Origin of the sequence: Novosphingobium sp. AAP83 (genome assembly GCF_001295795.1) — a bacterium.
Classification (GTDB): Bacteria; Pseudomonadota; Alphaproteobacteria; order Sphingomonadales; family Sphingomonadaceae; genus Novosphingobium.
Genome location: NZ_LJHY01000002.1, coordinates 106,398 through 132,746, shown reverse-complemented (window position 1 = coordinate 132,746; position 26,349 = coordinate 106,398). Strand labels below are relative to the sequence as shown.

23 protein-coding genes and 1 tRNA gene are annotated in these 26,349 nt (G+C 61.3%); 10 read left to right on the top strand and 14 right to left on the bottom strand.

Annotated features, from left to right (window positions below; translation table 11 throughout):
• Positions 1-63 precede the first annotated feature (63 nt).
• On the top strand, positions 64-1,659 hold the full coding sequence (locus IP81_RS01490; protein WP_054106194.1) for an isocitrate lyase: 1,596 nt from the start codon (positions 64-66) through the stop codon (positions 1,657-1,659).
• A gap of 51 nt (positions 1,660-1,710) precedes the next feature.
• Positions 1,711-1,869 (top strand): hypothetical protein, encoded by a 159-nt coding sequence (locus IP81_RS20830; RefSeq protein ID WP_197274478.1) that lies wholly within the window; start codon positions 1,711-1,713, stop codon positions 1,867-1,869.
• 88 nt (positions 1,870-1,957) lie between these two features.
• Here IP81_RS20830 and purQ read toward each other — a convergent pair whose 3' ends face one another.
• A complete protein-coding gene (gene purQ, locus IP81_RS01485) occupies positions 1,958-2,635 on the bottom strand; it encodes a phosphoribosylformylglycinamidine synthase subunit PurQ (RefSeq protein WP_054106193.1) in 678 nt (225 codons plus the stop codon).
• 15 nt (positions 2,636-2,650) lie between these two features.
• Positions 2,651-2,884, bottom strand: coding sequence for a phosphoribosylformylglycinamidine synthase subunit PurS (gene purS / locus IP81_RS01480; protein WP_054106192.1), 234 nt, complete (start codon positions 2,882-2,884; stop codon positions 2,651-2,653).
• A 407-nt stretch (positions 2,885-3,291) separates the two neighbouring features.
• Between purS and IP81_RS01475 the strand changes: the two genes are divergently transcribed.
• Positions 3,292-3,888, top strand: a complete 597-nt coding sequence (locus IP81_RS01475) for a TetR/AcrR family transcriptional regulator (RefSeq protein WP_197274477.1) — start codon at positions 3,292-3,294, stop codon at positions 3,886-3,888.
• Between the two features lie 224 nt (positions 3,889-4,112).
• Here the strand turns inward: IP81_RS01475 and IP81_RS01470 are convergent, their stop codons facing one another.
• Together IP81_RS01470 and purC are read right to left on the bottom strand one after the other, a co-directional pair.
• Complete coding sequence (locus IP81_RS01470) at positions 4,113-6,959, bottom strand: pitrilysin family protein (protein ID WP_054106190.1); 2,847 nt, start codon at positions 6,957-6,959, stop codon at positions 4,113-4,115.
• A gap of 107 nt (positions 6,960-7,066) precedes the next feature.
• Entirely contained in the window at positions 7,067-7,852 is a 786-nt protein-coding gene (gene purC / locus IP81_RS01465; RefSeq protein ID WP_054106265.1) for a phosphoribosylaminoimidazolesuccinocarboxamide synthase, read from the bottom strand.
• Positions 7,853-8,098: 246 nt separating this feature from the next.
• On the opposite strand from purC, the gene IP81_RS01460 reads away from it, so the two are divergent.
• On the top strand, positions 8,099-8,563 hold the full coding sequence (locus IP81_RS01460; protein WP_054106264.1) for a low molecular weight protein-tyrosine-phosphatase: 465 nt from the start codon (positions 8,099-8,101) through the stop codon (positions 8,561-8,563).
• On the opposite strand, the gene IP81_RS01455 is transcribed toward IP81_RS01460, so the two are convergent.
• From IP81_RS01455 to IP81_RS01440, 5 genes are all read right to left on the bottom strand, one after another.
• The gene (locus IP81_RS01455; protein WP_197274476.1) at positions 8,564-9,520 is read right to left on the bottom strand and encodes an NAD(P)H-binding protein; all 957 of its coding nucleotides are present in this window, start codon (positions 9,518-9,520) and stop codon (positions 8,564-8,566) included. It lies immediately after the preceding gene.
• Positions 9,521-9,744: 224 nt separating this feature from the next.
• Positions 9,745-9,820, bottom strand: a tRNA-Phe gene (locus IP81_RS01450).
• A 355-nt stretch (positions 9,821-10,175) separates the two neighbouring features.
• Positions 10,176-10,349, bottom strand: coding sequence for a DNA gyrase inhibitor YacG (yacG, locus tag IP81_RS19495; RefSeq protein ID WP_082355869.1), 174 nt, complete (start codon positions 10,347-10,349; stop codon positions 10,176-10,178).
• Positions 10,346-11,338 (bottom strand): ribonuclease E/G, encoded by a 993-nt coding sequence (locus tag IP81_RS01445; protein ID WP_054106189.1) that lies wholly within the window; start codon positions 11,336-11,338, stop codon positions 10,346-10,348. The genes yacG and IP81_RS01445 overlap by 4 nt, the downstream gene beginning before the upstream one ends.
• Entirely contained in the window at positions 11,328-11,939 is a 612-nt protein-coding gene (locus IP81_RS01440; protein ID WP_054106188.1) for a nucleoside triphosphate pyrophosphatase, read from the bottom strand. Before IP81_RS01440 ends, IP81_RS01445 begins: the two co-directional genes overlap by 11 nt.
• 228 nt (positions 11,940-12,167) lie before the next feature.
• On the opposite strand from IP81_RS01440, the gene IP81_RS01435 reads away from it, so the two are divergent.
• The 4 genes from IP81_RS01435 (at position 12,168) to IP81_RS01420 (ending at position 18,262) form a co-directional block, all read left to right on the top strand.
• A complete protein-coding gene (locus tag IP81_RS01435; RefSeq protein ID WP_231626197.1) occupies positions 12,168-14,678 on the top strand; it encodes a TonB-dependent receptor in 2,511 nt (836 codons plus the stop codon).
• A gap of 79 nt (positions 14,679-14,757) precedes the next feature.
• The gene (gene uvrC / locus IP81_RS01430) at positions 14,758-16,695 is read left to right on the top strand and encodes an excinuclease ABC subunit UvrC (RefSeq protein WP_054106187.1); all 1,938 of its coding nucleotides are present in this window, start codon (positions 14,758-14,760) and stop codon (positions 16,693-16,695) included.
• Positions 16,696-16,838: 143 nt separating this feature from the next.
• Complete coding sequence (locus tag IP81_RS01425; protein ID WP_054106186.1) at positions 16,839-17,813, top strand: hypothetical protein; 975 nt, start codon at positions 16,839-16,841, stop codon at positions 17,811-17,813.
• Positions 17,810-18,262 carry a hypothetical protein gene (locus tag IP81_RS01420; RefSeq protein WP_054106185.1) on the top strand — a complete coding sequence of 151 codons (453 nt, stop codon included), beginning with the start codon at positions 17,810-17,812 and terminating at the stop codon, positions 18,260-18,262. Before IP81_RS01425 ends, IP81_RS01420 begins: the two co-directional genes overlap by 4 nt.
• Here the strand turns inward: IP81_RS01420 and IP81_RS01415 are convergent, their stop codons facing one another.
• The 5 genes from IP81_RS01415 to thiL form a co-directional block, all read right to left on the bottom strand.
• Positions 18,263-19,165: an acyl-CoA thioesterase II gene (locus tag IP81_RS01415; RefSeq protein ID WP_054106184.1), complete on the bottom strand. Its 903-nt coding sequence runs from the start codon at positions 19,163-19,165 to the stop codon at positions 18,263-18,265.
• 46 nt (positions 19,166-19,211) lie between these two features.
• The gene (locus IP81_RS01410) at positions 19,212-20,093 is read right to left on the bottom strand and encodes a transcriptional regulator (protein ID WP_054106183.1); all 882 of its coding nucleotides are present in this window, start codon (positions 20,091-20,093) and stop codon (positions 19,212-19,214) included.
• Positions 20,094-20,097: 4 nt separating this feature from the next.
• The gene (locus IP81_RS01405; protein WP_082355868.1) at positions 20,098-21,252 is read right to left on the bottom strand and encodes a GNAT family N-acetyltransferase; all 1,155 of its coding nucleotides are present in this window, start codon (positions 21,250-21,252) and stop codon (positions 20,098-20,100) included.
• Positions 21,253-21,385: 133 nt separating this feature from the next.
• Entirely contained in the window at positions 21,386-23,509 is a 2,124-nt protein-coding gene (locus IP81_RS01400; protein WP_054106181.1) for a sodium-translocating pyrophosphatase, read from the bottom strand.
• A 121-nt stretch (positions 23,510-23,630) separates the two neighbouring features.
• Positions 23,631-24,521: a thiamine-phosphate kinase gene (thiL, locus tag IP81_RS01395; RefSeq protein WP_054106180.1), complete on the bottom strand. Its 891-nt coding sequence runs from the start codon at positions 24,519-24,521 to the stop codon at positions 23,631-23,633.
• Positions 24,522-24,740: 219 nt separating this feature from the next.
• On the opposite strand from thiL, the gene IP81_RS01390 reads away from it, so the two are divergent.
• Both IP81_RS01390 and mtnP read left to right on the top strand, forming a co-directional pair.
• Positions 24,741-25,367: a TetR family transcriptional regulator gene (locus IP81_RS01390; RefSeq protein WP_231626196.1), complete on the top strand. Its 627-nt coding sequence runs from the start codon at positions 24,741-24,743 to the stop codon at positions 25,365-25,367.
• Complete coding sequence (mtnP, locus tag IP81_RS01385; RefSeq protein ID WP_054106178.1) at positions 25,357-26,238, top strand: S-methyl-5'-thioadenosine phosphorylase; 882 nt, start codon at positions 25,357-25,359, stop codon at positions 26,236-26,238. Before IP81_RS01390 ends, mtnP begins: the two co-directional genes overlap by 11 nt.
• Positions 26,239-26,349: the final 111 nt, after the last annotated feature.

The following is a 26,349-nucleotide window of genomic DNA, read 5'->3' as shown; positions in this document are numbered from 1 at the left end:
CGGCCAATTCTTTGGCCTAGCTGATTTTCAGACGAACAGTACGCCGAGCAAGGAAATCGGAAAATGACTTATCAGCACAACATCGCCGAGGCTCGCAAAGCCATCGCTCCCTTTGAACAGACATGGGATGGCATTGAGGCAGCTTCAGTGGCGCGTATGCGTTTGCAAAACCGTTTTCTGACCGGCATCGACATTGCGCGTTACACCGCCAAGGTCATGCGCCGCGATATGGCCGCTTATGATGCTGATCCGGCCAACTACACGCAGTCGCTCGGCTGCTGGCACGGGTTTATCGGCCAGCAGAAGATGATTTCGATCAAGAAGCACTTCGGCACTACCAAAGGCCGTTACCTTTATCTGTCGGGCTGGATGGTCGCCGCACTTCGCAGCGAATTCGGTCCGCTGCCGGACCAGTCGATGCACGAGAAGACCAGTGTCTCAGACTTGATTGCAGAGCTTTACACGTTCCTGAAGCAGGCAGATGCGCGCGAATTGGGCATGATGTTCCGCGAGCTTGATGCCGCTAAGGCTGCTGGCGATGCTGTCAACACGCACCGTATGCTCTCCAAGATTGACGCGTTTGAAACGCATGTTGTTCCGATCATCGCCGATATCGACGCAGGTTTCGGCAACGCCGAGGCGACTTATCTGCTGGCCAAGAAGTTCATCGAAGCAGGCGCTTGCTGCATCCAGATCGAGAACCAGGTTTCGGATGAAAAGCAGTGCGGACATCAGGATGGCAAGGTTACCGTTCCGCACGAAGATTTCCTCGCGAAGATCCGTGCCGTCCGGTACGCCTTCATGGAACTGGGCGTTGATGATGGCGTGATCGTTGCCCGCACCGACTCGCTCGGCGCTGGCCTGACCAAGCAGATTGCGTTCACCCGCGAACCGGGCGATCTTGCCGATCAGTATAACAGCTTCCTCGATTGCGAAGAAGTTGATCCGGCAAACCTCGGCCATGGCGATGTCTTGATCGCTCGCGATGGCAAGCTGATGCGGCCCAAGCGTTTGGCATCGAACCTGTTCCAGTTCCGCGAAGGCACCGGTGAAGATCGCTGCGTGATGGACAGCATTGCTTCGCTGCAGAACGGCGCGGACTTGCTGTGGATCGAAACCGAAAAACCGCACATCGGCCAGATCGGTGGCATGGTGAACCGTATCCGCGAAGTCATCCCCAATGCCAAGTTGGTCTATAACAATTCACCAAGCTTCAACTGGACGCTGAACTTCCGCCAGCAGGTATTCGATGCCTGGGCTGAAGCGGGTCAGGATGTAAGCGCCTATGACCGTGCCAAGCTGATGAGCGTCGTCTATGATGGCACCGCACTGGCTGATGAAGCTGATGAACGCATCCGCACGTTCCAGCGCGATTCAGCGGCACAGGCCGGCATCTTCCACCATCTGATCACACTGCCGACCTATCACACGGCGGCGCTCAGCACCGATAACCTGGCCAAGGAATATTTCGGCGAACAGGGCATGCTGGGTTACGTCAAGGGCGTGCAGCGTCAGGAAATCCGCCAGGGCATTGCTTGCGTGAAGCACCAGAACATGTCCGGTTCGGACATCGGCGATGATCACAAGGAATACTTCGCCGGTGAAGCCGCGCTCAAAGCTGGCGGCGCTGCCAATACGATGAACCAGTTTGCTGCTTAACACACAGAACATTCGCGGCAATTGTGCCACGAAGATCCAAGGAGACTGACTATGGCTGAACCTGCTCGTGCCCGCGCGGTCCTCTCAACCGAGGACTTCAAGCTGATCCGCGAAGCTGTGCTGCACTATTTGAAGGTGATCGAGGACCAGCCCGAATCGGTGAAGTTCTCGCACCTTTACCACCGGCTTGGCAGTGCAATGGGACGTTAATCCCGAGCCTGCCTACAAGGACCTTTCCTGGGGAGGAAAGTCCGGCCCGCCGCACTTAGTAATGAGTGCGGCGGGCCATTTTTTTGGGTCAAGCGTTGACCAATCCGCGCACGACGCTTTCGAACAGGGCGCGGCCATCGGTGCCGCCTTGGGCGGTTTCGATCATGCGTTCGGGGTGGGGCATCATGCCGAGCACGTTGCCGCGATCGTTGAGGACGCCTGCGATTTGGCGTGCCGAGCCGTTTACCTGTTCGGCATAACGGAAGGCGACGCGGCCTTCGCCTTCGATCCGGTCAAGCGTCTGATCATCGGCGAAATAATTGCCATCGTGGTGCGCGACGGGGATGGTGATCTGCTGGCCTGCGGAATAGCCTGCGGTGAATAGCGATTGCGCGTTTTCCACCGTCAGCTTTACATCGCGGCACACGAAGCGGATGCCGGCATTGCGCATCAGCGCGCCGGGCAGGAGGCCCGCTTCGGTGAGCACCTGGAAGCCATTGCATACGCCAAGCACCGCAACGCCGCGTTCCGCCGCGCGGACCACGGCTTGCATCACGGGTGAGCGGGCCGCCATTGCGCCCGAGCGGAGGTAATCGCCGTAGGAAAAGCCACCGGGCAGCGCGATGAAATCAAGGCCTTCGGGCAGATCGGCATCGCCGTGCCATACGCGGTGGACCGTGCCGCCGCAGACCTGTTCGACGGCTACGGCCATGTCGCGGTCACAATTGGAGCCGGGGAAGGTGATGACGGCGGAAGTGAAGGCCATTGGGGAAGCTCCTGCTCAGGCGGCCTTTTCGATGCGGTAATTCTCGATCACCATATTGGCGAGGAGTTTACGGCACATCTCGTCGAGCGATTCATCCGAGGTGGCATCGGCCACGTCGAGTTCGATCACACGGCCTGCGCGCACATCATTGACGCCGGCAAAGCCGAGGCCTTCGAGCGCATGATGAATGGCGCGGCCCTGCGGATCGAGGACGCCGTTCTTGAGGGTGACAATGACGCGGACCTTCATCGCGGAGCCTTTCGGACGGAGGGGTTGAGAATCTTCGCGCGGCCTATGCAACCGCGCGGCCAGAAGGGCAAGGTTTGAGTGGGCAAGTTGACACAGTTTACACTGTCCAGAGAGAAAACTCCGGCCCCCGCAGTGGCGGTTTTGAATGGCGGGAAGGAGGGAGGGCACGCGAGCATCATCCAAGCACATAGCGCCAAATGCGTAAGTAGGAAAACGATGATGCTATCGACGCTTGAGAAGCATATTGTGTTCTACAAGGAGTGTCATAACTCCCCCCCCTTGCGGCGGCGATCCGGGCAAACCCACCTATCGCACCCCACGCGAACTGCCCGTCGCCGCCGCATCTTTTCAGACCATCGCCGGGTTTACATAACTGACGCGTCAGTTATTATTAACGCATGCCAAGGGTGACACCAGCCGACCGCCGGGAGCGGATATTGAATGCCGCGCGCGAGGAATTTGCCGGACGCGGTTTTGCCGCCAGCCGGATGGAGGACATTGCCAAACGCGTCGGCATCAGCCGCGCCGCGCTTTATCTGGCGTTTGACAGCAAGGACGCGCTGTTCCGGGCGCTGGTTTCCGAAGTGATCACCGATGTGATGCCCAAGCTGCTGCCCAATGATTATGGCGCGCTTCCGGCAGCCGCGCTGCTGCGCGGGTTTATCCGTATTGCCATGGCAAAGATGGCCGGACCTGAAACCGCATTTTTGCCGCGCCTGATCGTGGGCGAGGGGCGCAATTTCCCGGAACTGGCGCGGTTCTATCATGAAACGGCGCTGATCTGTGTGCTGGGCGCTGTGGAGCGGCTGATCATCCATGGAGTGGGCCGGGGCGAGTTTACCTGTGCCGATCCCAAGATGGCATCACGCACCGTGGCGAGCGGGATCATCTTCGCTGCACTGTGGCGCAACGTGTTCGAGCCGGTTGGGGCCGAGCCGATGAATACCGAGTGGATGGCAGAGTGCCATGCCGAGGTGATTTTGGCGGGGTTGCGCAAGGTTTAGGTTTGGCGTTGTGCTTGGGGAGAGCCACCACCCCAACCCCCTCCTCTGAAGAGGAGGGGGCTTTTTTGTAGGGGCTGGCGTTGCGCGCTTGCCCACCCCGCTGCGACTAAATTCGCCTGCGGCTCATTAAGTCTTGCTCCCCTCCCGCAGGCGGGAGTGGTTTAGGATAGTTTTTTCTTTCTCCCTTCCCGCTTGCGGGAAGGGTCGGGGATGGGTCTTCTTCGTTAGCGTTCAGGCGCTTCGGCACCTTCCGGCAGGACCAGAATCTGCACGGCCTTTTCCACGCCCAGATAGCGTTTCGCCATCGCCTGCAAATCCGCCGCTGTCAGCTTTTCCAATCGCGCGCGGGCGGATTTGGCGCGGAGCAGGCGGTCGGGTTCGGTCTGGGCGCGTTCGGCAAGGTTCATCCAGCCACTGTTGGTTTTAAGCGCGTTGTCGATGCGTTCGAGCATGGGGGCGCGGGCGCGCTGGATCACGTCAGGATCGACCGGTATGGTGGCAAGCGCACGCACGGTTTCATCGAGCGCGGCGCGGGTATCAGCGATGTCTGCCAGATCGACCGAGGCGGCGACGGCGAAAGTGCCATAGCCCGTCCAGACCCGGCTGAGGCTGCTGGATGCGCCGGGGCTATAGGCTTTGCCCAGTTTTTCGCGCACGGTATCAAGCACTTCGATTTGTGTGACTTCGGTGAGCAGGGCGAGCGCCATAGCCTCTTCGGGATCGCGGTCATCGCGGGTGGGCCAGACGTAGCGGACGATGGCTTGATTGGTCTCGCCCGTATGGCGCACCAGCGTGAGCCCGCGCTGCGGGGTGAAGGCGCGTTGGCGTTCGGCAGTGTAGGGGCGGAAATCCGTTTCACGCGAAGGGAGCGCGCCGAAAGTTTGTGCCACGGCGGCGATCGTCGCGGCTTCATCGATATCGCCGACAATGGCGATTTCGAGCGCGCCGTTGGCGAGGCGGCTGGCGATGGCTTCGCGCAAACTGGCGTATGTTAGCGCAGCATAAGCATCTTGCGGTTGCAGGGTGAAGCGCGGATCGTTGCCCGACAGGATGCCGCCGATGGCATTGCCAAGCGCCGCGCCGGGCGAGGAGCGCAGGCGGGCGAAGAAATTGGCGATATTCTGGCGATACACCGTTTCGCCTTCGGGTCGGTAACCGGGATCGGTCAGCATCGCAGTGTACAATTGCAATTGCAGGGCCAGATCGCGCGGGGTGGTGGTGGCGCTGCTTTCGAACGTATCGCCGCTGGCACCAAGGCCCATCGCCACAGAGCGCCCGGCGAGCAGGGTTTGCAGATCGTCCTCGCTGTGTTTGCCCAAGCCGCCGCGCGTCAGGACGCCGGTCATCTCGGTGGCGAGCGGGTTGGCGGCGGTATCGAGCAATTCACCACCATCGAGATTGAGGCGGATATCGACACGGTCCTTGGCAAGATCAGTGCGTTTGAGGTTCAGGCGGACGTTATTGGCAAAGCGGATGGTGCGGATGCCGTAAAGCGGTTCGGTGGTATCGGAGACGACCGTGCCGGGGGTGCCGAAGCTGGTATAGGCAAAGGGCGCGGGGTTGGGGATTTCATCTGCCGCAGCCCTGGCACGGGTGGCTTTGTCCCATGTCTGGGCGAGCGCTTTTGCGCCCTCTTTGGGGGCGGTGCGGCCCTGCCAGCGGATGAGCGGGGATTTGAGCGGGACGGCCTCTTCGCGCAGCGCGGCCATCACCGCTTCGGGCGTGATCGTTCCGGCGAACTGGTTGAAGCGGGCAAGGCCGGATTCGGGCGTTGTGGGCACGGTATCATCGCGGATCAGCGCGAGGGCCGCGCTGACGAGCGCGCTGTGTGAGCGGGTGTCAGCCCCGGCGGCGGCGTTTTCGAGGCCCGTGCGGATATTGGCGAGTTGTTCGTTGATCTCGGTCCGGGTGAAGCCGCCCGCCATAGCGCGGGCATAGACGCCGGCGGCAGCAGCGAAACCGCGCTGCCAGCCGCTGTCTGTGGTATCAACCATCAGGTTCGTCGTGCGTCCGATCCTGAACACCTCGCTGGTGCCAAAGCCCGCGCCGCGAAAGGGCGGATTGACCGTGCGGGTCATGCGCTGGAACCGGCGGTTGACCACGCCATAGCCGATCTGGCGCAGCAGGTTGCGGCGGCGGTTGGCGATAGTGTCAGGCTCATCAAGCCAAGCACCGTGGCGCGATGCGGTGACGCGTTCGGACAGCGAGGGATCGAGGTGGATATCGACCGCAGACTTCTGTTTGGGCAGGACTTTGCCCTGATCGGGACGCGGGGTTTGCGGCTTTGGCTGCCAATCGGCAAAGCGGGTGCGCAAGGCCTGTTCGACCACATCGGGATCGAAATCACCGACCACGATCAAGGTGGTTTTGGAGGGCACGTATTCGCGCGCCCAGAAGGCTTTGAGCGTTTCGGCACTGGCGGCGTTGAGCGTCTCGACCGTGCCGATGGGCAGGCGTTTGGGGTATGTCGCTTGCGGATAGAAGAAGGCGAGCTGGTCTTCGAGATTGTTGCGTTGCCAGCCTTGGCCATCACGTAATTCCGACAGGACGACGCCGCGTTCGCGCTGTACTGCTGCGGGATCGAAACTGAGTTCGCTGGCGGTTTCGCGCATCAGCATGAGCGCTGTATCGAGCAGCTTTTCATCGTTGCGCGGCAGATCGAGCATGTAGAGAGTCTGTTCGAACGAGGTCTGCGCGTTGGTATCCGCGCCGAACGAGAGGCCAATCCGTTCAAGCAGCTTGATCATCTCGCCTTCGGGGACGTTGGTCGACCCGTTGAACGCCATGTGTTCGACAAAATGGGCAAAGCCGCGTTCGCTCTCGCGTTCGTCGAGCGATCCGGTGTCGATGTTCATGCGCACTTGCGCGGTGCCTGCGGGCGTGGCGTTGCGGCGAATGATGAAGCGCATGCCGTTGGGGAGCGCGCCGTAGCGGAAGGCGGGGTCTGCGGGTAGGTCGCTGTTCTGGAACGCCCATAAGGGGGTGGGGGCGCTGGTCAGGCTCGCGGGCTGGGTGGCGCAGGCGGCGAGGGTGAGTAGGGCGGTGAGGGGGACTAGGCGGTGGAGGATCATTGCGCCAAGGGTGTGCCTGTTTGGGGGCGGGCGCGCAATGGGGACTTACCCCTCCGTCAGCCTTCGGCTGCCACCTCCCCGAGCGAGCTCGGGGAGGATCTTTGGGCTTACTTCTTGCCGCGCAGCTTGCGATGTGCGCCGAGGTCGAACACTTCGCTGGGGCCGCCGTCGGTTTCGAGCAGGCCGAGGCGGCGGGCGACTTCCTGATAGGCTTCTTCTTCGCCGCCAAGGTCTTGGCGGAACCGGTCCTTGTCGAGCTTTTCGCCGGTGGTCATGTCCCACAGGCGGCAGCCGTCGGGGCTGATTTCATCGGCGAGGATCACGCGGGCGAAATCGCCATCCCAGATGCGGCCGAATTCAAGCTTGAAATCAACGAGGCTGATGTTGATCGCCGCGAACATGCCGCAGAGGAAATCGTTCACGCGGATCGCCATCGAGGAGATGTCCTGCATCTCTTCGTTGCTGGCCCAGCCGAAGCAGGCGATGTGCTCTTCAGCGATCATCGGATCGCCCAGCGCATCGTCCTTGTAATAGTATTCGATCAGGGTGTGCGGCAGCGGCTCACCCTCTTCGATGCCGAGGCGCTTCGAGATGGAGCCCGCGGCGATATTGCGCACGACCACTTCGATCGGGATGATTTCGGCCTGCCGCACAAGCTGTTCGCGCATGTTGAGGCGGCGGATGAAGTGCGTGGGGATGCCGATGTGGGCAAGGCGCGTGAACACATATTCGCTGATGCGGTTGTTGATCACACCCTTGCCGTTGATCGTCCCGCGCTTTTGCGCGTTGAACGCAGTGGCGTCATCCTTGAAATACTGGATGATCGTGCCCGGTTCGGGGCCTTCGTAAAGAATCTTGGCCTTGCCTTCGTAAATCTGGCGGCGACGAGACATCATCATGTTTCCTGCGCGGCGCCGGGCATTGCGTCCCGGCCTGAATAAGAAACCCCGGCGTGGCGTGGAGGCGACTCCATCGCTTATGCCGGGGCGTTCTTCTGTTATATAGGCGACGCGGTGCAAAAGTGCAATTGCGCGAAATGGGCTGGACATTTCATCGCGGTACGTATTTCTACGTGATGGGCTGAGGATCCGTTTTTGATCGGCCGGGAGAAGTCCCGGCCCGTGAGGTATCGTGATCGCGTGAGCCAGCCTTCCATCCTGTTCGTATGCCTTGGCAATATCTGCCGTTCGCCCCTGGCCGAGGCCGCTTTGCGCAAGCGGGCGGTGGCGGCGGGCGTGGCGATGACGATTGATTCTGCCGGGACGGGGGATTGGCACACAGGCAATGCGCCCGATCCGCGCGCGCAAGAGATGGCGCTGGAGCATGGGGTGGATATTTCCAAATATCGCGCGCGGGCGGTGACCGAGGATGATTTCCACAAGTTTGGCCATATCTTCGCGCTCGACCAGCAGAACCTCAAGGACTTGCGCCGTATCGAACCGGCACGCCACATTGCCGAAGTGGGGCTGCTGATGGACCTTGTGCCGGGACGCAAGGGCACGGCGGTGATTGATCCCTATTACGGCGATCACACCGATTTTGCGCAGGCGTGGGCCGATGTGGATGCGGCGGCGCAGGCGCTTGTCAAACGCTATTCGCGCTGATCAGAAAACCGCGTGATCGCCGCGTTCGGGCGTGGCGGAGCCATCCCATACGGCGCGGTAGTAATCGAACAGGGTATCGCTGCCGGTAGACGGCGTGGCGGCGGCATCATAGCGGCCCGTTTGCGGATCGAGCACGAGCATCGATTGCGTGGCGTAATAGCGGCCTATGCGCGCCAGTTCGGCCTTGGTGGCAAGCGCGGGGATGACGCGGCCCAGCATGCCGAGCGTGGCGGCGATCCCGCCCAGCAGGCCGACGGGAACCGGGCGGAAACGCGGCGGGCGGCCCGCCAGCGCGAACAGCGCCTCGCCTTGCTTGCGCGGGGTGATGGCATCACCCGGCCCGCCGATGGGCAGGATGGCGTTCCAGCGGTCTTCTTGGGCCAAGCATCCGGCGATGTAGTGGGCCAGATCGCGGTCGCTGATGGGTTTGCAGGCGGTCAATGCGCCATCGCCGAAGATCAGGAACGGACGGCCCGCCTTTACCCGCGCGATTTGGCCCGAGAGCGATTTGAAGAAGGCGGTGGGGCGCACGATGGAATAGCGCAGGCCCGAGGCGGCAAGCGCACTTTCGAACGCCAGCTTGGCGTGCTGGAACGCCAGCAGCGGCCTCTGCACGCAAATGGCCGAGAGCAGGACGAAATGCGGCACGCCTGCTTGGCGGGCGGCGTGAAGCACGTTGCAATTGGCCGCGTAGTCTATCGCCCAGGCATCAACCGGCGTGCCGGTGCGCGATGCAAGGCACGAGACGACCGCATCGAAGCGTTCTCCGCAAAAACCATCGCGCGCCAATGAGGCGGGATCGGTGACGGAGGCTTGGCGGGTGATGGCACCTTCGAAAAGGGGCGCAGGCGCGGAGGCGGGGCGCACGATGCAGACGACTTCGTGGCCCTGCCCAACCAGCGCCGCCACAGTGGCGCGGCCAATCGTGCCGGTGGCACCGACGATGCAGACGCGCATGGGGGAGGTGGCTGGATCAGGCTGTTTCACACAGGGCAGAGTAGACGCCCGTTGCGGGAGCGCAAGACGAACATCAACGATGCGGATAACGGTGCGCTTGAGGTGAAGGGCTTAAGGGTTTACGCTACGCCTTCGCCCCGGAGCCATCCCTAGCCGGTATGCTTCGAGCACCGTCAGGCAAAGCCTGAGCCGGGGCATCACTTAGTTTTGCAAAGGGGCGATTGTGGTGCCCGGGGACGGATTCGAACCGCCGACACGCGGATTTTCAATCCGCTGCTCTACCAACTGAGCTACCCGGGCATCGTTTGCGTGCCGCCTTGTTCAGGGGGCCGTTCCGATTGGAAGCGCGCCTATGGCGAAGCGGGGGCGGGTTGGCAAGCCCCCTTTGCGCGATTTTGTGCGGGAAAGTTTTGCGGTTGGGGGTTTTCGGGTTTTTGGCGGGGTGGGGATGAGTGGGGTGGTGGATGGGGGGAAGAAGAAGGGTAGGAAATAAAGCCCACCCCCGACCCCTCCCGTAAACGGGAGGGGGGAAGAAGGAAGAAGGGAGGCCCACCCCCGGCCCCTCTTGCAGGCGGGAGGGGGGAAGAAGAGGGGTAGGCCCACCCCGGCCCCTTCCGCAGGCGGGAGGGGGGAGGAAGGGGGAAGAAGGGGGGCTTTAGTCTTCGGGGTCTATTTCCAGGGGGAGGCCGGGGAGGGCGTAGCCTTCGTCTAGCCATTGCAGCAGGTCGCGGTCGCGGCAGCGGGGGGAGCAGAACGGGGTGTGCTCTTCCACGCGCGGTTTGCGGCAGATCGGGCAGCGGCGGACGGGGCGGGTGGCGTCTATTGTCATTGCGGGATAGCCTGGGCGTAGCCGCCGATGAGGGAGAGCGCGGCATCAGGCTTGCGGCGCACGGTGCGGCCGGTGCGGCGGGCGAGTTCGGCCTCCCATTCGGGACGGATCGCATCGAGCACGGCGGGGTGCGCGCAGAGCAGCAGCGCGCCAGGATCGGCCACGCGTTCGGCGGCGCGCAGCAGGATGCGCGCGGCAGCAGCGCTGCGGTGGCGGGCAAAGCGCGCGACGAGCGAGGGGCGTTCGAGCCGGGCGACTAGGTGGACGAAGCCAAAGCCGTTCATCGCGGTGCGTTCGCCCGTCCAGTCAATCAGGCTGTCGGCCAGCGCCTTATCCACATGCTGGCGGTCTTTCTTGTCAGCCAGCGAGGGGAAATCGATGCCGATGGAGCCGCCGATATCGAGGCGGTGGAGCGCATCGGCGATGGCGGGCACGGCTTCGAGCGAGAGTTTGAGCGGGGGCAGGGTGCCGTCAATATCGATCAGCGTCATCGCAGGGGTGGGGCTGATGATGATCGAGCCGCCCGCGAAGGGGATTTCGCCGGTGAGGGCCTGTTCGACCAGATCATCCCAGCCGTTTACCGCCATGGCGGTGCTGGTGACCGGCAGGGCGCGCAAGGTGGCTCCGGTGGCCTCGATCTCTTCGCGCAAGGTGGGGGCAGGCGCAGGAGCCTCACCGGGCGCAGGGCGGGTGACGGGAAGCTTGGTGCGGCCCTTCTCGGCAATGGCGGCGCGCACGACGCGGACGGTGAGGGTGACGCCTTCGGTGGCATCGCGCGGGAGATGGTCGATGAAGGCATCGGTGCCGTCTTCCAGCCGCACAATGCCGCGCTTGGCATCGTGCAGGCGTTTGACGAGGCGGGCCGGTGCGACAAGGCCGGGGCGGACGGGATCACCCCATTCGATCCGTGCAGACAGGATTTGCCCGTGCGCGACAAGGATCGCGCGCTCTTCGCCGATGCCGGCTTCATAAAGCCACTCAGCGGACATAAAGACCTGCGGCGATCAGGAGGCGACGGGTTTCGAACAAGGGCAGGCCGATCACGCCCGAGTGGCTGCCCGAGAGCCAGTTGCAAAAGCCTTCGGCGCTGCCCTGTATGGCATAGCCGCCCGCTTTGCCGTGCCATTCCCCGCCCGCGATATAGGCGTCCACTTCGGCATGGGAGAGGCGTTTGAAGCGCAGGATGGTTTCGGACAGAGCCTCGCGCAATTTGCCATCGGGGGTGATGACGGCGATGGCCGAATAGACGCGGTGGCGGCGGCCCGAGAGCAGGGCGAGGCATTCGCGTGCGGTGGCCTCATCCTCGGCCTTGGGCAGGATGCGCGCGCCTGCGCCGACCACGGTATCGCCCGCAAGGATAATCGCACCCGGCGCAAGCGCGGCAGCAGCGCGTGCCTTTTCCGCAGCGAGGCGGACGGCGTGATTGCGCGCGCGTTCACCCGGAAGCGGGGATTCGTCGATGTCTGTTGCGACAACGCGGGCAGGGGCAATCCCCAGCCGCCCGAGCAATTCGAGGCGGCGCGGGCTGGCCGAGGCGAGTACCAGATCAGGTGCGGTGATTTCGGGCGAGGTGCCGTCCTTTGTTTTCAAGTTGGCAGTTACAAGGTGGAAAAGGCGTTGCGGCCCTTTGTCAGATCAGGGGGGGCTTGTTCAACCAGAACTTGATGGTGCCTGCGGGTCGATGGCGAAAGGGAAGGTTGTCGTCCAGCATGCTGCAATGCGACAAAGTGATACGAAATGCGCGTTGTTATTGAAGGGCCGCTTGGCCAGTGTTGGCGCTTAAGGGCTGTGGTCCTGCGATTTTCAAGGGTTTGCATTGTGATACGGAAAGCAGCGGCATCAATTGGAGCGCTGGCGTTTTGCCTTGCGGCGATCAATCCGGCGATGGCGCAGGATGTGGTGGCTGGCACCAATGATGCCGCCCAGGAAATGCCGCCGGGCGAAGAGGACGAGGCGATCTTTGCCGAGCCGGGGCAGATCCTTGTGGTGGCGACGCGGATCAAGGGACAGGTCGATACGACTCTGCCGCCGATTGCGGTGCTGGATGAGGCGGCGATTGCTTCATACGGGGCGGGATCGATCCAGGAGTTACTGGCGGCGATAGCGCCGCAAACGTCATCGGGGCGCGGGCGCGGGGGCGGTATGCCGATCGTGCTGCTGAACGGGATGCGCATTTCAGGCTTCCGCGAATTGCGCGACTATCCGCCCGAGGCGGTCAAGCGCGTGGAAGTGCTGCCCGAGGAAGTGGCGCTGAAGTTTGGCTATCGGCCCGACCAGCGCGTGGTGAATTTCATTCTGGCGGACAAGTTCAGCAGCTTTGTCAGTGATACCGAAGTGCGGTTTCCCAGCGGCGGCGGCTTTTCCGAGCTGGAGCAGGAATTCACGCTGACCAAGATTGCCAATGGCAACCGCATCAATGTGACTGCGAAAGTGCAGGACGCCAGCCCTTTGACTGAAGGCGAGCGCGGGATCGTGCAGCCAAGCGCAGGGACGCTAGTGGCAGGCGATCCGCGCGGCGCGGATTATCGCACGCTGATTGGCGATACGAAATCAGCCGAGTTGAATGCAACGCTCGCGCGTTCGCTGGGGGAGGGCGCGGGGCTTAGTGCGAACTTGCAGGTTCAGCGCGATGATTCGCGCACGCTGAACGGGCTTAACACGGTGACGCTTGGCGGGTTTGCGCGGACGACGCTGTTGCCACAGCCGATCACCACGCTGCGCCGCACGACCACGGTGCAGGCGGGCGCTGCATTGAACAAGCCACTGGGCGATTGGCTGCTGGCGCTGACGGCGGATGGTGGCCACGTTGAAACGAAGAGCACGATTGATAACCGCGCGGATCTTTCGGGATTGCAGGCGCTGGTGAATTCGGGCGCTATTGCGGCCAATGGGGCGCTGGTTCCGGCAGCTATTCTGGGCGTGGCAGCAGACCGGGCCTTGTCGAAAACCGATACGTTATCCAGCCTTGCGACCTTCAGCGGCAGGCCTTTGCGCGTGCCTGGGGGCGAGGTGGGGCTGACGGTGAAGGCCGGGTTCGATTATTCGGGTATTGAAAGCAGTGACACCCGCACGACAACCGGGACGGTGAACCTGAAGCGCGGCGATGCGCAAGTGGGCTTTAACATCGATCTGCCAATCACCAGCCGCAAAGAGGGTTTTGGCGCGGGGCTGGGCGATTTGTCGTTCAACGCCAATGCCGAAGTGCACCGGCTTTCCGATTTCGGCACGCTGTATAACTGGGGTGGCGGGCTAACCTACTCTCCCTTTGCGGCCATGACGTTGTCGGCGAGTTATGTGGCGGCGGACAAAGCGCCGACTCTGCTGCAACTGGGCGGTCCGGTTACGGTGACACAAAACGTGGCACTGTTTGATTTCACGCGCGGTGAAACAGTCCTTGTATCGGTGATCAGCGGCGGCAATCCGGGCCTTGTGAAAGAGCGCCAGCGGGATTGGAAGTTCGGGCTGAACTGGTCTTTGCCATTCCTGAAGGATTCGGCGTTTGTGGCGGAATACTTCCGCAACCGGTCAACCAACACCTCGAACGGGTTTCCGCTGCTGACGGCAGATGTGGAGACCGCGTTTCCGGGGCGGGTCAAGCGCCTGAACGGGCAGATTGTCTCGGTGGATCAAAGCGCGGTGACGTTTGCGCAGGAGAAAGGCTCGCGGCTGCGTTATGGCCTGAACATAGCGGGCAATTTCGGTAAGCCTGATCCCAATGCCCAAGCTGGTGCAGGTCGTCCGGGGGGCGGGCGGCCAGCGGGAGCAGCCGCAGGTGCCCAACGTCCGGCAAGCCCGCCACGCGCGGGCGGCATCGGGCGGAGCGGTCCGGGAGGGTTTGGCGGTGACGGGCGCGGGCGCTGGAATCTTTCTGTGTTTCACACGGTCCGTTTTGAGCAATCGTTGCAGTTTGCGGCAGGTGGTCCGGTGCTGAACCTGCTGGAGGGCGATGCGATCAACAGCAGCGTTGCGCGCCATTCGCTGGAGATGGAGGGCGGCGGTTTTTATCGCGGGTTCGGGTTGCGGGCTAATGGCACCTACACAGGCGGTTCGCGCATTGATGGCAGCGGTGCGCCGGGATCGACCAGCTTGCGCTTTGCCCCGATTGCGACGTTTGATGTGCGCATGTTTGCCGATCTTGGCCGCAAGCCCAAGTTGGTGGAGAAGATACCGTTCCTGAAGGGGAGCCGTGTTTCGCTATCGATCGATAACGTGTTCAATGCCCAGCAGCGGGTGACAGATGACACCGGAACGGTGCCGCTGCGCTATAACCCCGGCTTCCTTGATCCGCGCGGGCGGGTGTTCGAGCTGGAGTTCCGCAAGCAGTTTTAATGATCGGGGGTGAAGGGGCTGGGGAAATGCCCCTGTGGCCCATTGCGTGGGCGAGCAGAGCGGCTATTTGCGAGGAACCATGGCCCGCAAGCCCGAAACCCCGCCTGATCGCGATACCGAACGATTCCATGAGGATCGCGCATCGCTAACCGTGCGCGGGGCCGACCAGCCCGATATCGACAAGGGCGTGTCGGTCATCCGCGATACCGTGCAGACGCTGAAGCCGACGCCGGGCGTATACCGCATGCTGGATGCGCGCGGCGATGTGCTTTATGTGGGCAAGGCACGCGCGCTGAAGAACCGTGTGGTCAATTATACGCAAGTGGACCGGTTGACCAACCGGTTGCGCCGCATGGTGAGCCAGACCCGGTCGATGACGATCATCACGACCAATTCCGAAGCCGAGGCGCTGCTGCTTGAAGCGCAACTGATCAAGCGCTTTCGTCCGCCGTATAACGTGCTGTTGCGCGATGATAAATCGTTTCCATTCATACTGTTGCGCGCCGATCATGCCTTTCCGCGTATCCAGAAACATCGCGGTGCGCGCAAGGCGAAGGGCAATTATTACGGGCCGTTTGCCAGCGCGGGCAGCGTGAACACCACGATCAACGCGCTGCAAAAGCTGTTCCTTTTGCGCAGTTGCAACGATGGCTTCATGGCGCGGCGGGACCGGCCCTGCCTGCTCTACCAGATCAAGCGGTGCTCTGCCCCTTGCGTCGACCGCATATCAGAAGGCGATTATGCCGAACTGGTGCGGCAGGCGAAGGATTTCCTTGGCGGCAAATCCAGCGCGGTGCAGCGTGAGATCGAGACGCAGATGCAAGCGGCGGCGGAGAACCTTGATTTCGAACGCGCCGCGATGATGCGCGACCGGTTGCGCGCCGCCACGTTTATCCAGGGCAGCCAGGCGATCAATGCAGAGGGCGTGGGCAACGCCGATGTGTTCGCAATGGCGACCACGGGCGGACAGGTGGCGGTGCAGGCGTTCTTCATTCGCGGCGGCCAGAACTGGGGCCATCGCGCGTTCTTCCCCACACATACAGACGGGCTGGCCGAGGAAGAGGTGATGACCAGCTTCCTTGCGCAATTCTATGAAGAAGTGCCGCCCGCACGGTTGATTCTGGTGGATCGTGAACTGCCCGAAGCGGAGTTGTTGGCAGAGGCGCTTTACGAGGCGGCGGGCGGCAAAGTCGATATCTCGGTGCCGCAACGCGGGGACCGGCGGCGGTTGATGGAGCAGGCGCAGCGCAATGCCACGGAATCGCTTGAGCGGCGCATGGCCGAAAGCGGGACCAAGGCCAAAGTCATGCGCGAACTGGCCGAGTTTTTGGAATTGCCAGAAGTGCCGCAGCGGATCGAGGTTTACGACAACAGCCACATTCAGGGCACAAATGCGCTGGGCGCGATGATCGTGGCGGGGCCGGAAGGCTTTGTGAAAGCGCAATATCGCAAGTGGAACATCAAGACCGCGCAGACCAATGACGACTTTGGCATGATGCGCGAAGTGATGACGCGCCGCTTCGGGAAAGCGCAAGAGGATGACCCCGACCGCGAAAACGGCATGTGGCCCGATCTTGTGCTGATCGATGGCGGCAAGGGCCAGATGTCGGCGGTAAAAGAGGCGCTGGGCGAATTGGGCATCGAAGATGTGGCGCTGGTGGCGATTGCCAAGGGGCCACATCACGGGCGCGACGGGCGCGAGGTGTTCCATTTCCCTGACGGACGCGAAAAGATGCTGCCGGTCAATTCACCCGTGCTGTTCCATTTGCAAGTGATGCGTGATGAAGTGCATCGCTTTGCCATTGGCGCGCACCGCGCCAAGCGCAGCCGCGCGATCACTGCAAGTCCGCTTGATGAAATTGCGGGCATTGGCCCTGCGCGCAAACGGGCACTGCTTTTGCATTTCGGCACGGCAGGCAAAGTGCGCGCGGCCAGCCTTGAGGATTTGCAGCGTGCGCCGGGCGTGAGCGCGGCGGTGGCGCAGACCGTTTACGATTTCTACCATCCTTCGGGTTAGAGGGCTTTCATGTTGAAATAATTGTCCTTTCTGCTTCGCTAACCTTTTCTGTTTGCTCCTCTTTCAGACTCTTGGTGCTTTTTCAGTGTCGTAAGTTTGGAACCTGCGCGGGGGTGCAGAACATGGGACACAGGACAATGAGAATGAAGCGACATCTGGGTGGAGCCATCGCGCTGGCACTATGCCTTGCAGCGCCGGCATGGGCAAATGCCGGCAACGGCGTTGGCACCCAATTCGAATTGACATTCTGGCAAGCGGTCAACGGAAGTGATGATCCGGCGCTGTACGAGGCCTATTTGCAGCAATATCCGACGGGCACATTCAGCGCACTGGCCAAAGCCAAAGTGGCCAAATTCAGCAAAGGAGCAGAGCCTGCCAAGATCGCCCCGGCTGCCAGCGCTTCGGCTCCTTCTACGCCGGTTGTATCCGCACCGGTCGGGAGCACTTCGGCTCCCTTGGCCGCTTTGGCAGCACCTTTGACGAAGGCCGCGGTTGTGGTCACGCGTGGCAACGCCGCCCCGCTTCCTGTAACAGTTGCTGCATCGGTTGCCGGGGCTGCTAGTGTGCCAGTAGCGGCTTTGAACGCTCTTCAAGCTTCTGCGGCAGACACGGCATCCGGGGCAAAGCCTGTGCGGCTGGCTTATGATACTGCGCAGATGACGGACGATGCCGCGCCAAAGTCTGAGGACACCGCATTGCTGCAAGAACTGGCGAAATCGCAAGAGCTGGGTGCAGTGTCGCTGCGAGTGGCTGTGGCACAGGGTTTTGCGCTGCCCGTTCGCCCGGTGATAAACGATGTGCCGGAACTGCCGCTGCCGGCGGCCTTCTGTTCAGCCGAACAGCGCAATGCCTTTCATGAAACGCGTTATAAGCCGTTGATGGAGATTGCGCGGGTTAACAATGCTTTGGCATCGCAGCATATGAAGCGTTTGCAGCAAGAATTCGACAGCTACCAATTGGCGCGTGATCCGGCACCGATGAATGCGGTGGCCAAGGAGGCAAGCGCCTGGCAGCAAGTGGCGACTCAAGCCTATAACCGTCAGCTCGGGATGGTGCAGCAGTTTCATGCGATCATGGCCGTGCCTGTGACCGCGTGCCAGATGGCGGCAGCACAATGAGGGCGCTTGTGGGCATTGCGGTAATCGCAGGGCTGCTTGCTTCGGCTCCGGCGAACGCAAAGGGTTGCCTTGATCAGGCAACGCTGACAGCGGCGCGGCTGAATGAGTTCAGCATGATGATGATGGCAGTAAATTTGCGCTGCAAGGCCATCGGTGCGGACATGTCGGAGGGCTATGAGTCGATGCGGGAGGCCCATCGCCCGGCCTTCGCCGCAGCAGACCGGCGCTTGCGCCATCACTTTTCCGATCAAAAGCAATCTTTTGACAAGTATGAAACGCAGATGGGCAACCGCTATGGCGGCGGAGTCACCAACCATGCCAACTGCGCGCGGTTTGAAAAGGTTGCGCGCGATCTGGCGGTAAAGCCGGGCGCAGCGGCTTTGGGCAGAGTGGTGTTCGCCATGGTTGCGACGGCGCGCATCGAAGGCAGCGCTTGCCCTGCGCCGTAATCAGGCGCTTGCAGGCCGGGGCGATGTCGGGCGGATCAGGCCTTCCTGCGCGACATTGGCGACGAGCTTGCCATCGGCGGTATAAATTCTGCCGCGATTAAAGCCGCGCGCCCGCCCGGCCCACGGGCTGTCACAGGCGTACAGCAGCCATTGATCCGCGCGGAAATCATCATGAAACCATATCGCGTGATCAAGGCTGGCGGCCATCACTTCACCTTTGACGAAGCTGGAAGCGTGCGGTTGCGTGGAAGTTCCCAGCAGGGCCATATCGCTGGCATAAGCCAGGATTGCGCGGTGAATGCGAGGATCATCGGGCAGGGGCGCGACCGAGCGGAACCAGGTATTGGCCACAGGTTCCTGCGCGATACCATCCATCCACGGGCGCGGCTCGACCGGGCGCAGTTCAATCGGACGGATTTCAAGCGCTAGCCGGCGTTGCGCAGGGGCAACTTTGTCAATGTGCAGACGGCGCAATTCTGCATCGCTTGCCAGGCCTTCAGGACCGGGGACTTGTGGCATGGGGTCGGCGTGGTAAAACCCCTCTTCGCGCCTGTGAAACGACGAGACCATGTTGAGGATGGGTTTGCCAAGCTGGCTGGCAACGACGCGCCGGTTGGAAAAACTGCCGCCATCCAGATCGCGCTCGACCCGGAAATCGATCTCGTGATCTTCGCTGCCGCCGCGCAGGAAATAGGCGTGGAGCGAATGGACCGGCCGATCATCAGGAACGGTGCGTTCTGCGCTGGCCAGCGCTTGGCCGATGACCTGCCCGCCGAACACGCGGCCAACACCGCCGATTTTGCGGTTGCCCTGAAAACGGTCACCGCCGTGATCCTTGACATCGAGCAGATCGAGCAGGCGTTGGACAAGTTCTTGCGGTGTGGGGGATGCGATTTCGGTCATGGTTTTGCGATGGACCGAGACGCCATTTCCGTCAACGCCATGCGTATCAGCGCAGGCTCGTCACTTTGCGATAAATCCGCCAGCCGAGCGATTTGGCGCGATTGGTGGCGGGCCAGCGACCGGGCGCACGCGGGGCGACGCCCGCCTTGCGCAGCAGGCTGTTGAAAGCGCGCGCGTCGGCCTCGGCAAAGCTCCATTCAGAGCGCCATGTGATGGAGAGCGAAACGGCAGGGGCGGGACCGTTTTTGACGAAGTGCGGCGACATCACCGGCACATAAAGTGCTTCACCGGGGGCAAGCGTCCATTCGCGTCCGCCCGAGAGCAGCTCATCACGCCAGAACAAGTCGCGCCCGCCGCCGGTGTGGTAGGTTTCGTGGGTTTCATCGGGCGCATAGCGGGGATCGCCTGCGGGGAACATGGTCATCACCTTGCTGCCTGCCAATTGCAGCAAGATGTTGTGTTCGGGATCAAAATGGTAGGGTGTAATCCCATTGGGGCTCGTGATGAAAATGAACCCTTGTGGTTTTAGCATTGCTCCGGTTTTAGCCTCAATGGTTGGCCGTAACTCTTCGAGCAAGGTGTTGAGCAGCGCGCCGTATGCAGGGTTTTGTTCAATGTTTTTGAGCGCAGCCCAACTGCCGGTGGTGGCGATGTTGCGGATGGTTTCGCCAATGCCGATACTATTTGCGGGCGCTTTTTCACCATTGAGGCCCAGCGGCAGATCGGCGCGGTTATATTCGACGCTATGACCGGGCAGACCTTGCGCCATTTGCGCCAAGGCATCCAGTTGCATCAGCGGGTGATCGCCGAGCTGGTGCGCCAGCTTGTGCGGCACTTCGGGATAGGATCGGGCAAAGTCGGCGCGTGACACTTCGCTGAACGTCTCGAGTGCGATGCCCTTGGCAAAGGTTATGGTTTGGTCGTTCATCGGATCAATCCAGCGGGTTGCGCTTGAGTTCCAGCGCATTGAGGTTTTTGAAGACGGCGCGGCGCAGCTTGCCGCCGATGGCGACCGATATGCGCCCGATCGAGCGGCGTTCGGTCCACAGGCTATCGATCATCGGATGATCGGGCGCGGCGCAGCTATCGCACCATGCGATGTCTTGCCGTTCCAGCAGCGCAAGGTTTTCGCGCTGGAGCAGCACGCCGGGGGAAAAGCGGGCATAGGCTTCGTCAAAGGTAGTTTTATAGGAAAAGCTGCCCGGCGGGGTGATGAAGTTGGCCAGCATGGCAATGGGGCGGCCATCGAGTTCGAGCGAAAGGCGTTCAAGTTTGCCAAGCGCGGCGGCCTGTTCCAGTGCGGTGCGAAAGATCGCTTCGGTTTGCGGTGCGCAGATCATCGCGCTGCCCGCCTTGCCTTTCCAGCCGTTGTTTTCGAGGTGCAGGAAGGCGTCGATCCATTGGCCGATGCCATCGGCGGTTTGTGTGCGTTTGAACGACAGCGCGCCTTGTTCGGCCAACCGCGCGGATTGGCGGCGCAGTTCCTTGCGCTTTTTGCCGTTGAGCGCGTTTTCGAGATAGGCTTCGGGCGCGAGGGATGATTGCAACAGGGCGCGGCGTTCGCGTGTGACAAGCGCGACTGTCCGGTTTTCGCGGGCGGCAAGATTGAGCAGTGCCTGGGTAACGATCTGGTCCAGCGGCATCGATTGCAAATGCAGGAACAGGGCTTTGCCGGGGGTGTCGTCTGCCCAATCGAGCAAGGCCTGCCAGAACAGTGTTTCAAATCCCGCGCGGACAAGTGGTACGCCGAAGAAGGCGTTGGCGTGCATCCATGTGGTGCGATGCGGCAAAGGCCAACGGCCGTAACGGGAGCTTGTGCACAACGGGATGAGGCCGATCAACTGGCCCGCAATTTCAACCGTTAGCAATTTTACCCCGGCACGGGCGTCGAAGGCTTCGAGCGCCGGCAGCAAGTACCACGGTTCAAAGAACGGGTTGGGCGTGGCGGCATCATCGGCAAGCGCCTGCCAGCGTTTGCGGGCAGCGGGGGCTGCCCATTTGCGCCAGCTGGTCGCTTGTGCGCACGGCGATCCGATTAGCTCTGGAGCCATTGTAGCCAGCAAGCAGGGGAAGGGTGGTGCGTTCACGGGTCAAGTCTCTAACCTCTTGTTTAGAGGCGATCTGCGAAAACCCGGTTAACAATCTAGCAAAAAAGAGCCCCGCCCGGATAAGTCCGGACAGGGCCATCGATTTTACAACGGTTTTGTTGTTATGCGGGGTTTAGCCCCCGGCGTTGGCCGCCAGCGCTGCGAGAAGCAGCAGGGCGACAATGTTGGTGATTTTGATCATCGGGTTAACGGCAGGGCCTGCGGTATCCTTGTAAGGATCGCCCACAGTATCGCCCGTCACCGCAGCTTTATGAGCTTCAGAGCCCTTGCCGCCGTGGTGGCCGTCTTCGATATACTTCTTGGCATTGTCCCATGCGCCGCCGCCCGATGTCATCGAGATGGCAACGAACAGGCCGCTGACGATCACGCCGAGCAGCAATGCGCCCAGCGCGGCAAAGCCATTGGCCTGACCTGCGACTGCGGCGATAACAAAGTACACCACGATCGGAGCCAGCACCGGAAGCAGCGATGGTACGATCATTTCCTTGATCGCGGCCTTGGTCACAAGATCCACCGTGCGGGCATAATCAGGCTTGGACGTGCCGGCCATGATGCCCGGATTTTCGCGGAACTGGTTGCGAACATCGATCACCACATCGCCCGCAGCGCGGCCCACAGCGGTCATGCCCATCGCACCAAACAGGTACGGCAGGAGCGCGCCGAGCAGCAGCCCGACGATGACATAGGGGTTTTCAAGGCTGAAGCTGACCGCGAGATTCGGGAAGAATTCGCGCAAGTCGGTGGTGTAGGCAGCGAACAGAACCAGTGCGGCAAGGCCCGCCGAACCGATGGCATAGCCCTTGGTTACAGCCTTGGTGGTGTTGCCCACGGCATCGAGAGCATCAGTCTTTTCACGGACAGAATCATCAAGGCCTGCCATTTCGGCGATGCCACCCGCGTTATCGGTAACAGGGCCATATGCATCGAGTGCGACGACCATACCTGCCAGCGCAAGCATTGCAGTGGCCGCATAAGCGATGCCGATCAGGCCTGCGAGTTGATAAGCGCCGATGATACCGGCGCAAATAACCAGCGTTGGCATGGCGGTGGATTCAAGGCTGATAGCAAGGCCTTGAATGACGTTGGTGCCGTGGCCGGTTTCCGACGATTTGGCGATGGAGCGTACCGGACGGTAAGCGGTGCTGGTGTAGTATTCGGTGATCCAGATGATCAGGCCGGTGATGACCAGACCAACCAATGAGCAGTAAAACAGCGTGCGCCCGTTGAAGGTTACGGTATCGCCAAGCACAGTGTAGGACATGGCGGTTTCCATGTTGCCCAAGGCATAGCTGATAGCCCACCATATTGCGCCGACCGACAGCACGGCGGTGACAAGGAAGCCCTTGTACATTGCGCCCATGATGTTGTTCGAGCTGCCGAGTTTGACGAAGTAAGTGCCGATGATCGAAGTGACGATGCACACGCCGCCGATCAGCAGCGGCAATGCCATCATCGCGCCCAAGCCATCGCCAAGGCCCTTGAGCAGCAGCGCGGTGAGCACCATGGTTGCACCGACGGTGACGACGTAAGTTTCGAACAAATCGGCAGCCATACCGGCGCAATCGCCGACATTATCGCCGACGTTATCTGCAATAACCGCAGGGTTGCGTGGATCGTCTTCGGGGATGCCGGCTTCGACCTTGCCGACAAGATCTGCGCCCACGTCAGCCGCCTTGGTGAAGATACCGCCGCCCAGACGCGCGAAGATCGAGATGAGCGAGGCACCGAAGGCAAGGGCAACAAGGCCATCAACAACCGTGCGATCATCGCCGCCAACGGTATAGCCCGCGATGGCAGTCAGGTAATGGTAAAACACTGCAATAGCGAGCAGTGCAAGGCCAGCCACCAGCATACCGGTGATGGCACCTGCGCGGAATGCAAGGGTAAGCCCTTGTTGCAGGCCGCTTTGTGCAGCAGCAGCGGTGCGGACGTTGGAGCGGACCGAGATGTTCATCCCGATGAAGCCCGCAGCGCCTGACAGTACTGCGCCGATAACGAAACCGACTGCCGAGATGGTTCCGAGCGTGGCAGCGATAATCACTGCGACGACGACTCCCACGATGGCGATCGTGGTGTATTGCCGCTTCAGATAGGCTTGTGCGCCTTCCTGGATAGCGGCGGCGATTTCTTGCATTTTGGCATTGCCTGCCGGTGCGCCAAGCACCTGGCGGCTGGTTACAAAGCCATAAATAATGGCCAGTAACCCCAGTAGAATCGATAAAACGACTAGGTTCACGTTGGCATCCCCCTTTTTAACGGTGCCACGAATGGCCCGTCCCCGTCGACCGCGGGTGGTGGGAAGCTATAGTTTTATTTCCGGCTCGCAAGCCCTTCAATGCGGTGGGTCAACCAAGAGTTTAACTATGTGTATAACCCAGCGATCCCTGCGGCACTGCACCATCGACAATAACAGGTGATGCCGTGCGCGGTTTGGCGATGCCGATCCAGTGGGCAGAGCAGGGGGGCGCAAGGCTGGCAGGCAGGGTCAGCAACAGCTCGTAATCATCGCCCCAGCGCATCGCGTCATCGCGGCGTGACGGCGGCAGGTCTGCAGGGAAGGGGACGGCGGAGGAATCAATGGCGAACGTGACATTGCTGGCATCGGCCATGCGCGCAGCATCGATCAGCAGCCCGTCCGAGACATCCATCATGGCCGTGGCAAGCGGCGCAAGCGCGCGGCCCTTTTCAAGCCGGGGGACGGGGCGGCGGAAGGCGGCGCTATCGGCACCGGTCTGATCGCGCCCATCGCTCTTATGCAGGGCTTCGAAACCGAGCATGGCGGCGCCGACCGGGCCGGTGAGCCATAGCGTATCGCCCGGTTTCGCTCCGGCGCGCGATGGCACGGGGCAATGGGTGGCGCGGCCCAGCGCGGTCAGGCCAAGGCTGCGCGGGCCGTTGGCGCTGACGGTGTCGCCGCCGAGCAGGGGTACGCCAAACGCATTGAGCGCCTCGGCAAGGCCTGTGATGAAGCGATCGTCCTGATCGCCCAACGTGAAGCCCAGAAGGACACCAACCGGTTCTGCGCCTTTGGCAGCAAGATCGGACAAGTTGGTGGCGACGAGCTTCCACGCCACATCGGCCATGTCTTGTCCCGCCAGCCAGTGGACGCCTTCGATCATCATATCGTGCGTGATTACCAGCGATTCACCACCAAAATCGAGCACCGCGCAATCATCGGCAAGGCCGCGCGCCGCAGGGTGCGTCGCCAAAGCGCGCATGGCTTCGATAAGGGCGAATTCCTTGCTCATACATAAGTCTATGGGATGGCGCAGCCGCCGGGACAAGCGTGCTTGTGACATTGTACAAAGCAGGGGGGGCAAAGTGGGCGTGGACAGTCGAGGCAGAAAGTCTGGTCTGGTGCTTCGGGAAGTTGGAAAATGCTTGCGCGGGTGTCGCGATTGCGCTTTTTCCGCTAATATGCTTGCTTACCTGTAATGGTGTGCGCTGGTTTGGGAATGAATAGTGTAATGGAGCAGGCAGAAAGTCTTGAAACGCCGGGCGCAAGGGAACTGCTGTTGCAGACCGCGTCGGCCATCATGCGTGAAGGTGATGTTGTCGATATCTCGTTGTCGGAATTGAGCTTGCGGTCGGGTTTGAACTCGGCATTGGTGAAGTACTATTTCGGCAACAAAGCGGGCTTACTCAAAGCCTTGCTTGACAGGGACATGGCCAACATCGTCAAATCGGTCGACGCCTTGTTGGCCAAGGACGATATGGACCCCGAGGCCAAGCTGCGGCGGCATATCTCAAAATCCATCGATACCTACTTCGATTATCCCTATCTCAACCGGCTGTTGATGCGGCTGGTGCGCGATAGCGACGAGGCCGAGGCCAAGCGGATCGCCAATCAATATCTGCTGCCGCTCCAAAGCGCTTATAACCGGTTTATTGTTGACGGTGTGAAGGCAGGCGTGTTCCGGTCGATTGATCCCGAGCTGTTTTATTTTACCGCAACCGGGGCGGCCGACCGGTTCTTTTCGGCGCGGCTGGTTTTGAAGCATTGTTTCAATCAGGACGCGTTGACCGAGCAATTGCGCGACCGTTACCGGCAGCATACCGTGGATTTTGTGATGGCAGGCATTCTTGCGCGCTGAGGCTGGAACGCCGGGCTGGCGGATCGGGGTGATCGGCGGATCGGGGCTCTATGATTTCAACGGGCTTGAAGACGCGCAGGAAATTGCGGTGTCATCGCCGTTTGGAGAGCCATCTGCACCGGTAACAATCGGGCGCATTAGCCACGTGCACTTCGTATTCCTGCCGCGCCACGGCAAGGGGCACCGTATTGCACCTGAAGCGATCAATGCCCGCGCCAATATCGATGTGCTAAAGCGATGCGGGGTGACCGATGTCTTGGCGATTTCGGCCATCGGATCGCTGCGCGAAGAACTGCCGCCGGGCAGTTTTGTGGCGGTGGACCAATTTATTGACCGCACGCATGGCCGCACGGATTCGTTCTTTGGCGAAGGGCTGGTTGCGCATGTCTCGATGGCGGACCCGGTGTGTTCGCGTCTGGCCGGCTTTGCCGCCGATGCCGCAATTGCGGCAGGTGCGGCGGTTCATCGCGGGGGCTGTTATCTCGCCATGCAGGGGCCACAATTCTCTACCCGCGCGGAAAGCCGCATGTACCGGCAATGGGGCGCAGATGTGATCGGCATGACCGCGCTTCCCGAAGCCCGCCTCGCCCGTGAGGCCGAGCTTCCTTATGCCTTGCTGGGCATGGTGACCGATTACGATTCATGGCGCGACGGTGAACATGTCGAAGTGGCCGACGTTTTGCGCGTCATGGCAGGCAATACCGCGCTGGCACGCGAAACACTGATGCAACTGGCGGCGTTGTTGCCCATTGAACGGCCTGCCAGCCTGATTGATCGCGCGCTTGATAGCGCAATAATGACAGCGTCAGCGCAACGTGATCCAGTACTTGTGGCAAAGCTGGGGGCCATAGCTGGACGGGTACTTGGCTAAAGAAAATATCGTTTGGCACACAAGAGTGAAACGAACTAAAAGCCGGTATGCCAATTGGTGACATATTATTTCCATCTTGCATTCTGAGTTGGTTTCATGTGATACAAAAAT